This window comes from Kitasatospora sp. NPDC053057 (assembly GCF_044546945.1).
GTDB lineage: Bacteria > Actinomycetota > Actinomycetes > Streptomycetales > Streptomycetaceae > Kitasatospora.
Map to the genome: position 1 here is coordinate 26,490 of NZ_JBITZP010000035.1, position 13,076 is coordinate 39,565.

The 13,076-nt window shown below is 74.5% G+C and carries 13 protein-coding genes; 9 read left to right on the forward strand and 4 right to left on the reverse strand.

Annotated features, from left to right (window positions below):
- Positions 1-112 precede the first annotated feature (112 nt).
- Positions 113-253: a hypothetical protein gene (locus ACIG5E_RS29390; RefSeq protein ID WP_396538400.1), complete on the reverse strand. Its 141-nt coding sequence runs from the start codon at positions 251-253 to the stop codon at positions 113-115.
- On the opposite strand from ACIG5E_RS29390, the gene ACIG5E_RS29395 reads away from it, so the two are divergent.
- Entirely contained in the window at positions 246-980 is a 735-nt protein-coding gene (locus ACIG5E_RS29395; RefSeq protein WP_396538402.1) for a G1 family glutamic endopeptidase, read from the forward strand. The two genes, ACIG5E_RS29390 and ACIG5E_RS29395, sit on opposite strands and share 8 nt — an antisense overlap.
- Positions 981-1,144: 164 nt before the next feature.
- Here ACIG5E_RS29395 and ACIG5E_RS29400 read toward each other — a convergent pair whose 3' ends face one another.
- Complete coding sequence (locus ACIG5E_RS29400; protein ID WP_396538404.1) at positions 1,145-2,050, reverse strand: PIG-L family deacetylase; 906 nt, start codon at positions 2,048-2,050, stop codon at positions 1,145-1,147.
- A gap of 200 nt (positions 2,051-2,250) precedes the next feature.
- Between ACIG5E_RS29400 and ACIG5E_RS29405 the strand changes: the two genes are divergently transcribed.
- A complete protein-coding gene (locus tag ACIG5E_RS29405; RefSeq protein ID WP_396538406.1) occupies positions 2,251-3,264 on the forward strand; it encodes a 3-oxoacyl-ACP synthase III family protein in 1,014 nt (337 codons plus the stop codon).
- 33 nt (positions 3,265-3,297) lie between these two features.
- Here the strand turns inward: ACIG5E_RS29405 and ACIG5E_RS29410 are convergent, their stop codons facing one another.
- On the reverse strand, positions 3,298-4,521 hold the full coding sequence (locus tag ACIG5E_RS29410; protein ID WP_396538408.1) for an RNA-guided endonuclease InsQ/TnpB family protein: 1,224 nt from the start codon (positions 4,519-4,521) through the stop codon (positions 3,298-3,300).
- A gap of 158 nt (positions 4,522-4,679) precedes the next feature.
- Here ACIG5E_RS29410 and ACIG5E_RS29415 point away from each other — a divergent pair, with 158 nt between their 5' ends.
- The 5 genes from ACIG5E_RS29415 to ACIG5E_RS29435 all read left to right on the forward strand — a co-directional run bounded on the left by ACIG5E_RS29415 (position 4,680) and on the right by ACIG5E_RS29435 (position 9,642).
- Positions 4,680-5,420: a glycosyltransferase family A protein gene (locus ACIG5E_RS29415; RefSeq protein ID WP_396538410.1), complete on the forward strand. Its 741-nt coding sequence runs from the start codon at positions 4,680-4,682 to the stop codon at positions 5,418-5,420.
- A 21-nt stretch (positions 5,421-5,441) separates the two neighbouring features.
- Positions 5,442-6,911, forward strand: a complete 1,470-nt coding sequence (locus ACIG5E_RS29420; RefSeq protein WP_396538412.1) for a class I adenylate-forming enzyme family protein — start codon at positions 5,442-5,444, stop codon at positions 6,909-6,911.
- Complete coding sequence (locus ACIG5E_RS29425; protein ID WP_396538414.1) at positions 6,908-8,017, forward strand: cytochrome P450; 1,110 nt, start codon at positions 6,908-6,910, stop codon at positions 8,015-8,017. The genes ACIG5E_RS29420 and ACIG5E_RS29425 overlap by 4 nt, the downstream gene beginning before the upstream one ends.
- Positions 8,017-8,904 (forward strand): NAD-dependent epimerase/dehydratase family protein, encoded by an 888-nt coding sequence (locus tag ACIG5E_RS29430; RefSeq protein ID WP_396538416.1) that lies wholly within the window; start codon positions 8,017-8,019, stop codon positions 8,902-8,904. The genes ACIG5E_RS29425 and ACIG5E_RS29430 overlap by 1 nt, the downstream gene beginning before the upstream one ends.
- Positions 8,905-9,231: 327 nt before the next feature.
- A complete protein-coding gene (locus ACIG5E_RS29435; RefSeq protein WP_396538418.1) occupies positions 9,232-9,642 on the forward strand; it encodes a hypothetical protein in 411 nt (136 codons plus the stop codon).
- 42 nt (positions 9,643-9,684) lie between these two features.
- On the opposite strand, the gene ACIG5E_RS29440 is transcribed toward ACIG5E_RS29435, so the two are convergent.
- The gene (locus ACIG5E_RS29440) at positions 9,685-10,311 is read right to left on the reverse strand and encodes a hypothetical protein (protein ID WP_396538420.1); all 627 of its coding nucleotides are present in this window, start codon (positions 10,309-10,311) and stop codon (positions 9,685-9,687) included.
- Positions 10,312-10,518: 207 nt separating this feature from the next.
- Here ACIG5E_RS29440 and ACIG5E_RS29445 point away from each other — a divergent pair, with 207 nt between their 5' ends.
- Together ACIG5E_RS29445 and ACIG5E_RS29450 are read left to right on the forward strand one after the other, a co-directional pair.
- Positions 10,519-11,847 carry a M14 family zinc carboxypeptidase gene (locus tag ACIG5E_RS29445; protein ID WP_396538422.1) on the forward strand — a complete coding sequence of 443 codons (1,329 nt, stop codon included), beginning with the start codon at positions 10,519-10,521 and terminating at the stop codon, positions 11,845-11,847.
- Positions 11,848-11,885: 38 nt separating this feature from the next.
- The gene (locus ACIG5E_RS29450) at positions 11,886-12,959 is read left to right on the forward strand and encodes an RNA-binding protein (RefSeq protein ID WP_396538424.1); all 1,074 of its coding nucleotides are present in this window, start codon (positions 11,886-11,888) and stop codon (positions 12,957-12,959) included.
- The last annotated feature ends 117 nt before the right edge of the window (positions 12,960-13,076 follow it).

A 13,076-nucleotide genomic window follows, 5' to 3' on the forward strand; every position in this document is an offset into this window, starting at 1 on the left:
GGACATGCTGGCACAGCCAGCAGCACGAGCAGCCCGAAACAGCGGAAGCGGAACCTTCTGGACAACACTTCAAGAGAAACTGGCAAAGTCACTCATGAACGCCAAAGATCACTCAACAACACTCAACTGCCCCACGGTTCACCACCCCCAGCTGCAGGGTGCGCCACAGCTCGGCGATCGAGCGGCGCCCGCTGATCACCTCCACCGGCCTGGCCGCCTCCGGGTCCGGGCGGCCCTGCCGGTAGGTGCGCATCAACTCGCCGATCCGGCCCCGGGCGCGCCGCAGTTCGACCTCGCGCCGCAGCAGCAGCTCCTCCAGCGCCACGTCCGGCGGCACCGCCGCCCACGCCCCCACCCACACCGCCCCCACCCACACCGCGCACGCCTACGGCACGCACCACTACGGCCACGGCGCCCGCTACGACGGCGGCGTCTGGGGCGGTTACGTCGCCCAGGGCAACGGATTCCAGAGCGTCTCCGGCTCGTGGACCATGCCCACCGTCCAGTGCAACACCTCCAACGACCTGTTCGCCCCCTGGGTCGGCATCGACGGCTACGGCTCGCAGACCGTCGAGCAGACCGGCGTCCAGGTCGACTGCTCCAGCGGCTCCCCGGCCTACTCCGCCTGGTACGAGATGTACCCGGCCCCGCCGCAGTACTTCAGCGACCCGGTGGACGCGGGCGACAGCTTCACCGCCTCGGTGGTCAACAGCGGCGGCTCCGACTACACCCTGCAGATCACCGACAACACCAAGGGCTGGACCGAGACCACCACCCAGCAGCTCAACGGGCAGAACGTCAGCGCCGAGGCCGTGATCGAGTCCCCGAGCCAGAGCTACCCGTCCTTCAGCCGCCTGGACTTCTCCGGCGTCACCGTCAACGGCCAGGTCTTCGACAGCTACGGCCCGCAGGCCATCAACAGCGGCCCGTACACCGAGACTTCGCTCAGCAACGGCTCCTTCGCCATCGTCCCGGCCTGACCGCTGCCTGGCTTCACCGCCTGACCGCTCGGCCCGCCTGACCGCTCGGCCCGGTTGACCGCTCGGCCCGCCTGATCGCTTGCCCGCCCGGCGGCGTGCGCGCACCCGCGCGCACGCCGCCGTCGCCGTCAGCCGGGCGGTCCGGGGCCCCCGCGCGGCGGGCGTCAGCGCAGGCCGGCGAACAGGTCCTGCTCGGGCAGCGGTGCGCCGGTGGTGTCGCGGACGCGGACGAAGGTCTCGGTGCCCATCAGCTCGGTGAAGCGCTCCTTGCCCATCCGCAGGAAGAAGATGTTCTCGCCCTGGCTGGCGTGGGCGGCCAGCGCGTCGTACTTCTGTCCGCCGTAGGCGTGGGTGTCCACCCAGGTGGTGACCTCCTCGTCGGGCAGCCCGATCGGCGGCAGCTCGGGGGCCTCGACGGCCGACCCGGCCCCGTCCGTCCCGCCGGCCCCGCCGGTCTCCCCAGCCCCGTCCGTCTCCCCGGCCGCTTCGCCCGGCTCGTCCCAGTCGGCGCCGAACTCCCGCATCACCTCGCCGAACCGCTTCATCGCCGAGTGCGGCGCGGTGGTCCAGTACACCTTGGGCGCCAGTTCGGGGGCCAGGTCCAGGGCGGCCATGGTGATGCGGTGGGCCTGGATGTGGTCGGGGTGGCCGTAGAAGCCGTTCTCGTCGTAGGTGACGACGACGTCCGGCCGGTAGTGGTGGATCAGCTCGGCCAGGCGGGCGGCACCGTCGGCGACGGGGGTGCCCCAGAACGAGCCGGGGGCATCGTTGGCGGGCCAGCCCATCATCCCGGAGTCGCCGTAGTCGAGCGTTTCGAGGTGGTCGACGCCGAGGACGCGGCAGCTGGCCTCCAGCTCCTTGCGGCGCAGGGCGGCCACCGCCTGCGGGTCGTGCCCGTCCTCGCCGGGCTTGACGCCGCCGGGGCCGTCGCCGCAGGCGCCGTCGGTGCAGGTGACGAGGACGGTGCGGATGCCCTCGGCGGCGTAGCGGGCGAGCACGCCGCCGGTGCCGGTGGCCTCGTCGTCGGGGTGGGCGTGCACTGCCATCAGTGTCAGGGGCCGGTCGGCCATGGTGTCGTCCTCGCTTCGCTCGGGTGGTCCGCCTCCAGTCTGCCGGTCGGGTGTGACAGCCCGCCCTGGACCCCCGCCCTCGCCGCAGCCGTCGACCACACCACTGTCCGACACCTCACGACCCGAACGGGTATCCGCCCGGACCCACCTGAGTACCCGTACTCAGGTGGGCCCCGGCGCCCGCCCCGCAGCATGGGGCCATGCATCCAGCAGCGACACCGAGGATCGGCATCACCGCCGTCGGCTCCCACCTGCCCGCCCGCCGGCTCACCTCCCAGCAGCTCCAGGACGAGATCACCGCCGGCGCCGAACTCGCCCTGCCCGAGCGGATGCTGGAGAAGGCCACCGGCATCCGCACCCGCCGCTTCGCCGCCGACGACGAGTACGCCTCCACCCTCGCCACCGGCGCCGCCCGCCGGGCCCTGGCCGCCCGCGGACTGCACCCGCACGACGTCGACCTGCTGCTCTTCGCCTCCGCCACCCGAGACATCTGCGAGCCCGCCACCGCCCACATCGTCCAGGCCGAACTCGGCACCCGCGCCCACGCGCTGGACGTCAGCAACGCCTGCAACAGCTTCCTCAACGGGATCGACCTGGCCCGCGCGATGATCCTGGCCGGCCGCGCCCGGCGCGCCCTGGTGGTCACCGGCGAGACCCCCAGCCGCGCGATGCGCCGCGACCCCGCCGACGCCGCCGCCCTGCGCGAGGGCTTCGCCGGCTACACCTTCGGCGACGCCGGCGCCGCCGTGGTCGTCGAGCCGGTCGAGCGCGGCGGCATCCTCGACACCGCCACCGTCACCGCCTCCGAACACTGGCAGGCCGGCGGCATCCCCGGCGGCGGCTCGCGCCACCCGCGCGGCGACGAGTACACCTACTTCCGCGGCGGCGGCAAGGAGTTGCGCGGCATCTTCGAACAGATCGGCCCCGCCGCCCTGGCCGGCCTCGCCGAACGCACCGGCCTCACCTGGGACGACTACGCCCGGGTGCTGGTGCACCAGGTGACCGTCCCCTACCTGGAGCGCTTCGTCGAACTCACCGGCGCCCCCACCGACAAGCTGGTGCTCACCGTGCCCGAACTCGGCAACGTCGCCAGCGCCACCCTCGGCATCCAACTCGATTTCGTCAAAGAGCAGTTGAATCCGGGGGAGAAGGTTCTCATGATCGGCCTGGGCGGCGGCGTCTCCCTGATGACCATGGTCTGGGAGGCCTCTTGACTTCCTCTCCCTCCTGAAGGAGGGGGATTCCCCTCAGCCTCGCGGCTGAGCCGCTGCGCGTGAGCGCGGCGGTGGGACTACTTCCTGCTTCACCGACGACCGCCCGCCCGGAGTGCTCCGTTGAGGTCTTACACCGTCTCCACAGGCTGCTGCCGCCAGCCCGGCGGCCAGTATGTTACGTGCTGCGTTCACGTCCCGGTCGTGGACTGCTCCACAGTCGCACTCCCACGCGCGGACGTTGAGGGGCATCTTGTCGCGGATGGTTCCGCAGGCCGAGCACAGCTTGGAGCTGGGGAACCACCGGTCGATGGTCACCAGGTCGCGGCCGTACCACTCGGTCTTGTACTCCAGCATGGACCGCAGCTCAGTCCAGCTCGCGTCGCTGATCGAGCGGGCCAGCTTTCGGTTCTTGAGCATGTTGCGGACCGTCAGATCCTCGATCACGACCGTTTGGTTTTCACGGACGAGTCGGGTGGTGAGCTTGTGCAGGAAGTCCCTGCGCCGGTCGGCGATGCGGGCGTGGACGCGGGCGACCTTGCGCCGGGCCTTCTCGCGGTTCGCCGACCCCTTGGCCTTGCGGGACAGCTCCCGCTGAGCCTTGGCGAGCCGTTCCCGGTCAGCGCGCTCGTGCTTGGGGTTGGTGATCTTCTCCCCGGTGGAGAGCGTCACCAGGCTCGTGATACCGGCGTCGATGCCGACCGCCGACCCGGCGGGGGCATCGGGCATCGTGGGCCGGTCTTCGCACAGCATGGAGACGAACCAGCGACCGGCCGCGTCCTGCGACACCGTGACCGTGGACAGCGACTGTCCTTCGGGCAGCGGGCGCGACCACACGATGTCCAGCGGCTCCGCCATCTTCGCCAAGGTCAGCTTGCCGTCCTGGTACCGGAACGCGGAGGACGTGTACTCGGCGGACTTCCGGGACTTCTTCCGGCTCTTGAATGTCGGGTACTTCGCCCGCTTGAGCCAGAAGTTCGAGAACGCCCCTTGCAGGTGGCGAAGGGCCTGCTGCAACGGAACGGAGGAGACCTCGGTGAGGAACGCCAGCTCCTCGGTCTTCTTCCACGCCGTCAGCATCGCGGAGGTGGCGTTGTAGTTCACCCGCTCCTGACGCATCGTCCACGCCTCAGAGCGGGCAGCCAACGCCTTGTTGTATACGAGCCGAACGCACCCGAACGTGCGCGACAGCTCCGCCGCCTGCGCATGAGTCGGATAGAAGCGGAACTTGTATGCCCGCTTCACATGAGTGGCCGTCATGGATCACACACTAACACCAATCTTTGTGATCACGTGACGGGCGATCATCTACCGAGACGCCATACCGCCTTGACGGCGGTCTGGCTCCCCCTGACCCGCTACGCGGGAGATCCATTTCCTCCCCCGGCTAAAGCCGGGGGTATCCATGGAGGACTCAGATGAACCAGCTGTGGGTGATCGTCCCCGCCTACCAGGAGGAAGCCCGGATCGACGGCGCCCTGCGCGCCCTCGCCGCCCAACACGACCGCGACTTCACCCTCCTCGTCGCCGACAACGGCTCCACCGACGCCACCGTCGCCACCGCCCGCGCCTTCGCCGCCCACGCCCCCTTCCCGGTCCACGTCCTGACCGAACCGGAGAAGGGCGTCGGCTGCGCCGTCGACACCGCCTTCCGCCACGCCATCGCCCACGGCGCCACCCTGCTCGCCCGCACCGACGCCGACTGCCTGCCCGAACCCGGCTGGACCGCCGCCGCCCGCGCCGCCCTCCTCGCCTGCGACGGACTGGTCTGCGGCCGCGTCACCGCCCGCCGCGACGAACACGGACCGGCCGGCCGCGCACTCTTCCGCCTCCTGGTCGCCCTCGGCGCGTTCTTCGGCCGCATCCGCCCCGCCCACCACCGCCGCCACGGCTACCTCACCCCCTACCGGATGCACGCGGGAAACAACATGGCCATCACCGCCGCGCTCTACCAGGCCGTCGGCGGCATGCCCCGGCGCCCCTCACCCACCGACCGGACCTTCCTCAACCAGGTCCGCCGCCACACCACCGCCATCACCCGCAGCCGCGCCATGGTCGTACAGAACTCCACCCGCCGCATCCGCGCCTACGGAGTGATCGGCACCGCCCGCTGGTACCTCGAACGCGGCGCCGGCCCACGCCCCGCCGACATCCGCTGACACCACCGGGGGGAATCCACCGTGCTCGACCGACTCGCCCACGCCCTGCGCACCCACCACCCCGACCGCCCCGCCGTCCTGCACCACACCCGCACCGGCGCCACCCGCACCCGCATCCGCCGCGGCGACCTCGCCGACCTCGCCGACGGCTACGCCGCCGCCCTGAACGCCCGCCGCCTCACCCCCGGCACCACCCTCGGCCTCGCCCTGCGCCCCGGCCCCCGCGCCCTCGCCGTCCTGCTCGCCGCCCACCGCCTCGGCCTGCGCGCCGCCGTCCTCGACCCCACCGCCGGCCCCGACGTCCTCGCCGCCCACCTCGCCCTCGCCGCGCCCGGCCTCATCCTCGCCGACGCCACCGCCCAAGCCGCCGCCGGCTGGGCCGCACCGCTCGCCCGCCGCGCCGACCTCCACCTGCCCCGCCTGGGCACCCTCGGCCCCGTCGCCACCCTCGGCCGCCGCCTGCCCGGCTGCGCACCCCGCCTGCGCCCCGCCACCACCCCCATACCGCCCAGGCGCCACGATCCGGACGCCGACGCCGTGATCGTCTTCACCTCCGGCACCACCGCCCGCCCCCGCGCCGTCGTCCACACCCACGCCAGCCTCACCGCCGGCCTGCACACCGTCGCCGACCTGGTCCGCCCCCAAGCAGGGACCACCGTCCTCGGCGGCACCTTCTTCGTCCTCGCCCCCGCCCTCGCCGCCGGCGCCACCGTCGCCCTGCCCGCCCGAACCCCCACCGCCCTCGCCCGCCAACTCACCCACCTCACCCCCGCCCACACCTACCTCACCCCACCCCGGCTGCGCACCGCCCTCACCGCCGGCGCCCACCTCACCGGCACCCTGTGGACCGGCTCCGCCCCCGCCGACGCCGCCCTGCTGCGCCGCGCCAAACACGCCGGCGCCGACCAGGCCTGGAGCGTCTACGCCCTCACCGAACTCTTCCCCGCCGCCGCCGTCGAGGAAGCCGACAAGAGCGCCCACACCGACGACGGCGACCTCGTCGGCCACCCCCTGCCCGGCATCCGCACCCGCCTCGCCGACGACGGCGAACTCCACCTCACCGGCCCCGGCGCCCGCCACCGCTACCTCGGCCACGAACCCGACCCCTGGATCCACACCGGCGACCGCGCCACCCTCACCCCCGACGGCCGCATCGTCCTCGCCGGCCGCCTCAAGGACATGGTGCTGCGCCGCGCCCGCAACATCTACCCAGGCCTGTACGAACCCGCCCTGCACATCCCCGGCGTCGAACTCGCCCTGCTCGTCGGCGTACCCGACGCCCACGGCGACGAACGACTCGTCGCCCTCGTCCAGCCCGCCCCCGGCGCCGACCCCCAGCAGCTGCGCACCCGACTCGACGGCCCGCTGCAACGCATGGGCGCCGCCCGCCCCGACGCCCTGCTCTTCGGCACCGTCCCCCTCGCCGGCCGCTCCCGCAAACCCGACCGGGCCGCCGCATCCGCCTACTGCGAACGGGAGTTGGCCCGATGACGCCCACCGCATCGCCCACCGCATCGTCCACGGAATCGCCCCCCGCCGCCTCCCGCCGGGCCCGGCGCCGCGACCGCACCGTCTACCTGCGCAGCCACCCCCTCCTGTTCGCCCTGCTCTGCGCCACCCGCCACCGCCCGGTACTGCGCCTGGGCCGCACCCTGCTCGTCCACGACCCCGACGCCTACCGCCACGCCCTCACCCGCATCCCCCTGGAACGCACCGCACCCGGCACCACCGGCGGCGCCGCCGCCCGACTCACCGGCGGCAGCCTCCTGTTCGACCAGGACGGCGACGACCACCGCGCCGCCCGCCGCGCCCTCGCCACCGACCTCGCCGCCCCCGCCCTGCCCCGGCTGCGCCCGCTCTGGCAGGCCGTCCTCGCCGAACGCGTCCCCGCCCTCGCCACCGGCACCCTCGAACTCGTCGACCTCGCCGAGGAGTTGGCCGGAACCACCGCCGCCGCCCTGACCGGCGCCAGCGCCCCGCCCCGCCAACTCGCCCGCGCCGCCCGCGAAGCAGCCGCCGCCACCGCCCGCGACCACCTGCCCGGCCCCCGCCGCCGCAGCCGTACGTCCGCCCACGCCGCCGCCGAAGCCGCCGCCCGCCTCACCGCCCTGCTGCCCGACCCACAGGACGCCATGCTCGCCGTCGCCGCCGTCAACACCACCGTCGCCGCCCTGCCCAGAGCCGCCGCCTGGTGCGCCGACGCCCGCCTGTGGCCCGCCGTCGACGACACCACCGCACCCGCCCTCGCCGCCGAACTCCTGCGCCTGACCGCCCCCTCCCCGCTACTGCCCAGAGCCGCCGCCGAGGACGCCACCCTCGCCGGACACCCCGTCCAGGCCGGCGACCGGCTCATCCTCGTCGCCCGTCACGCCGCCCGCGCCCACCACCGCACCCCACCCGAGGACCCCGCCGCCACCCAAGCCGTCTTCGGCACCGGAGCACACGCCTGCCCCGGCGCCGCCCTGGCCCGCACCCAACTCGCCGACACCCTCCTCGCGTTGGCCCCCCACCACCCCCACGTCACCCGCGCCCGCGCCGACCGCCACGCCGCCCTGCCCGGCTACGCCCACCTCACCCTGCGCGCGGGCGGCCGCTGATGCGCATCGCCATCACCGGCGCCGCCGGCTTCTGCGGCTCCCACCTCGCCCGCGCCGCCGCCCAGTTGGGCCTCGACGTCACCTGCCACGGCCGCCGCCCCGGCCCAGTCGGCCGCCACCTGCCCTGGGACGCCACCGAAACCGACCCCGACTTCACCGGCGCCGACCTCGTCGTCCACTGCGCCGCCGCCGTCGCCGACCTGCCCCCGGGCCACCGGGCCGAAGCCCACCAGCACGCCGTCAACGTCACCGGCACCCAGCGCGTCCTGCGCGCCGCCGCCGGCCGCCCCCTCGTCCACATCAGCAGCGCCAGCGTCTACGACCCGCGCACCACCAGCACCGTCCTCACCGAGGACCACCCCACCGACACCGGCCACCTCAACGCCTACGGCCGCACCAAAGCCGCCGCCGAACGCCAGGCCCTGGCCGCCGGCGCCGTCGTCCTACGCCCCCGCGCCGTCTACGGCCCCGGCGACCCCCACCTCCTGCCACCCCTGCTCGCCCGCGCCCGCCACGGCCTGCTGCCCCTGCCCGGCCCCGACATCCCCCTCAGCCTCACCGCCGTCGCCAACCTCACCGACGCCTGCCTGGCCGCCCTCGGCCTCACCACCACCCCACCCTGGCCCCCCGGCGCCTACAACATCGCCGACCCCGCCCCCTACCGCCGCGACGCAGCCCTGCGCCACGTCCTCACCGCCCACCACCTGCCCGCCCGCATCACCCACCTCCCCGCCCCCCTCGCCCGCCTCGCCGCCCGCACCACCCTCCTGCCCGGCCTCACCGCCTACACCCTCGACCTCCTCACCCGCAGCGTCATCCTCGACCTCACCCGAGCCCGCACCCAGGGCTGGCACCCGCACCACACCCTCACCGACTACCAGCCCTGACCCCGGCCCGGCCCGCCCACCCCCGGCGCCCCGGCCGGCCGCTGCGCCTGCGGGCCACAGCCCAGTGGCTCACGGTGTCCTGCTGGACGCCACCCGTCGCCCGTCGCCCGCTCTCTCCTGCCACCCACGGCCCCGAGTTCCGCCGCCCGTGTGCCGGTGTTTCGCGCCATCGGCCCACCCCGTGCCTCAGCCCCTGTGCCGCGGCCCGGTTCCCGCCCGCTCACCGCCCCTGACGCCCCGCCGCGTCCGCACTTCCTTCAAGGCGCCGGATGCCGCAACCTGGCAGCGGGGACGGCGTCAGGACCGGTCCGCAGAAGGGAGCCCGTCATGCTGGTCGCCGGCTTCGATGTGTCCGGCCGGGCCGCCGACTTCGATCCGGCCACCGGACGACTCGGCCCGGAGCGGACCGTCGACTCAGGACGGATGACTCACGGCCATTACGGCCAACTGGCCGGCGCCCGCGTGGTGTTCTACCGGGGTGCGGACGGACTGCGGATCCGGGTGGGGGAGCGCGACACCCGGCTCGACGCCGCCACCGCCGTCTGTCACCAGGTCGTCGGGCGGCAGTGCGTCCTGACCGTCGGCCAGGTCACCGAGCTGCGCTATCCGGTGCCGCCCGAATGGTCCGGCCTGGAGAACGACCTGACCCCGTTCGTCGACGCCGAGGACTTCGACCTCGGCCTCTTCGTCGCCAACGTCCTGGCCGACCGCGACCGAGCGGCCCGCAGCTACCGCTGACGGCCCGCCGTCCCGGTCCTGAGCCGCCGTCCGGCGCATGCCTCAGGACGGCTGTGGCCCGTTGCCGCCGGCCCAGTACAGGGCGGTGTCGAGGTCACGGGCCGTCCAGCCCTCCGCCGGCGCCCCGCCGTGCAGCAGGAGGCCGTCGAGGAGCCGCAGGTAGCGGCCGTACCGCCCCGGTGCGGGGGTGAGCGTGAACCCGAGGGCGTCCAGCGCGACCTGGACACGGCTGTCGTAGACCGCCATCCGAGCGGGCGCCGCCGCGGTCAGCACCGCCGAGGCGAGCGCGTCCCCGGTACGGAAACCGGGCAGCCCCATGAGAACGGCCCGCCCCGCACGGGCGGCCTCACCGCGCGGAACGGCGGTGTCCCGGACGGCCGCGACGGCCCGCCCGGTGACGGCCCGCACCTCGGCATCGGGCCGGGACATGAGCACCGCCGCCCACGGGGTCCGCGCGGACAGCCGCTTCCAGACCGTCAGCGCCGCGATGTCCGTCTTGCCGAGGCTGCCGCTGCTCCGAACCCGCTGCGCGACCTCGTCGAGGACCTCGTCGTAGTGCGGCGAGACGCCTGCCAGGTAACCGGCACGGGCGGGGACCAGAACGTCCCACGCCCGACCGCAAAGGGCGGCGAACTCCCCGTCAGCCGCCGGGTCCATCGTCTTGTCCATCCCCGCATCATGCCCTTGGACCGGCCGGACGGGGGACGCTTCGGCCCGAAGGGGCCTCAGGCCGCCCGCGCCGCCGACTCGCCCCCGTACCGGTGCGCCCGCACCCGCGGCACCCCCGGACGGACACCCTGGACGGACCCGTACCCGACCGGATCCAATGTCACCCCCGGGCCCACCGGCCGCCGGGCACCAAGGGGAAGGAGACCGATGCTGACCGACACCTCGACCCGCGCCGGCAGGGCGATACTGCTCCACGACCGCTACCCCACACTCGACGAACTCGCCGACACCGCCCACCAACTGGCCGCCCGCCACCCCCGGAGGTGCCGGGTGCGCACCCTCGGCGCCTCCCGCGCCGGCCGCCCCCTGCAGCTCCTGTCCATCGGGCCCGAAGCCGGCGCCCGCCCCGCCGACAACGTCCTGGTCGTCTCCGGCGCCCACGCCGACGAGTTCTCCGGCCGGGCCGGCATCGTCGAACTCGCCCACCGCGCCCTGGCCCGCCCCACCCCGCACGGGGCGACGGCCTGGCACTTCCTGCTCTGCCTCGACCCCGACGGCGCGCACCTGGCCCGAGGCGCCCTCCTCGCCCGCACCCTGCCCGCCTACTTCGCCGGCTACTACCGCCCCGCCGCCGACGAACAGCCCGAATGGGCCCCGGCGATCGGCGGCCGCCTCCCAGAGAGCCGGATCCTCCTCGACCTCATCGACGAACTCCGCCCCTCCCTCCAACTCTCCCTCCACACCGCCGACGTGGGCGGCACCTTCCTCCAGGCCACCGCCGACCCGAGCGCCCTCGCCCAGCCCTTCGCCCGCTCCGCCGCCGCCCTCGGCATCCCGGTCGAGACCGGCTCCTTCGACACCTACCGCCTGCCCGCCGCCGGCCCCGGCGTCTTCCTGATGGAGCCCCACCACATCGACTCCCAGGAGAACACCACCGGCATGCTCGCCCCGCACGAAACCCCGCACGAGACCCCGCACCACCGACCCCCGGCCGGCGCCCGCGCCGCCACCTGGTTCGCCCCCCAGCGCCACGGCGGCCGCACCGTCGTCGTCGAAGTGCCCGCCTGGACCACCGACCGACTCGGCGACACCCACCCCGCCGACGACGCCGACCAGCGCCTGCGCGCCAGCGCCGACCACCTGCGCGAGCGCGGCCGACAGCTCACCGACCTGCTGACCGACCCCCTGACCGCACTCCCATCCCACGACACCCCGCTGCTGCGCGCCGCCCGCACCCAGCTGACCGCCCTCAACCAACTCGCCGACGCCTGGGACCCGCGCACCGCCGAACGCCCCGTCCTCCCGCCACCCCTGCTTACCCGCGCCCACCTGGCCGGCATCGACCTGTGGGCCCACCGCATCCCGGTACGCGCCGCCGCCCTCCTGCGCCGCGCCACCCCCGACCCCCGCCTCGACGACCTCCTGCACACCTGGTGCACCCACTACCGCCGCCGCTTCCGCCCCACCTGGCTCCCCGTCCCCCGCCAGGCCGCCCACCACGCCAACACCGCCGAAGCCGCCGCCCACCTGCCCTGACCGCCGCGCGGCCCGCCTCCTCCGGCAGGATGGCCGGGATGAACTCCCATCCCCGACGGCACCGCGACGCGCCGCCCCACGTGTACCGGATCGCCAAGTACGACCCCGCCGACCGCGACGAGCGGGGCGTCTACACGGGGCCGGAGGAGGCGGTCAGCGACCACGGGCCGGTCGAGGCCGCCTATCTGGAGGCCGTCGCCGCCTTCGCAAAGGAGAGCGGCGTACGGCACCTGTCGATCCGCGAGCCCCAAGCCCCGCCCGGCTTCACCCACTTCGGCCTGGAGCCGGCGGCCGAGGGCGGCGGACTCGCGGGGCTCTTCCCGCCGGACCTGACCGGCTTCCACGACGGAGCCCGGGTGCCGATCGCGGTCGGCCTGGAACTGGTACGGGCCATGCTCCGCGACAGCGGCGCCTGGTGCCGCCTGGAGACCGAGCCCGAGACCGACGCTGAGCCGTCCTTCGCCGTGCACGTCGGCTGGGACCAGTACGTCTACGTCAGCAGCAGCGCGCCCTGCGCGGCGGCGGTGGCGCGCACCCGCGAACTGGGCCTCCACCCGGAGCCGTTGGACGCCTCCCCGTACGAGGCCGAGTTCGACGAGCCGGGCGGGCAGCGCCCCGCCGACGACGACTTCTGGGCCCAGCTGCGCCGGTGCGTGGCGGCCGGGCGGGCGGCGCTGCTGGAGGAGATGCACATCGACAACGCCTCCCGCTGGTACCGGCTCGACGGGGGAGCGATCGACGCGGTGCGCGCCCGGCTGGCCCCGCGCGCCCGGCTCGCCGTCTGGCCGGACCTGTCCACCGACGTCGCGGCGGTCCTGGCCGCCCTCCCCGAGGAAGGGCTGGTCGAGTTCGTCCGGGAGGGCCACGACGGCCGGATCACCAGCGAGGTCGACGACCCGGAGGAGTTCAGGGCGAGGGCCGCCGAACTGTCCGAGGCCCGGGCCGCCGCCGTCCTGTCGGTGTACACCGACGAGCGCAGCCCGCTGTTCACCGCCGTACTGCCCGACGCCGACGGCGTCCTGCGGGCCCGGTGGCGCACCGAGCCGACTCCGGCCGACCGGGACTGGGCCTGCCTGCGGACCGCGGAGTCGGACGACGATCACCCCGCCTGAGGCCCCGCCTTCACCACTCCCGCGCCGCCGCCGGCAGGTGCTCGCGCACCAGGGCGACGCGGGGGTCGGGAGAGGGGCCCGGGCGCTGGACCAGGCAGGCGGTGTTGATCGGCGGAT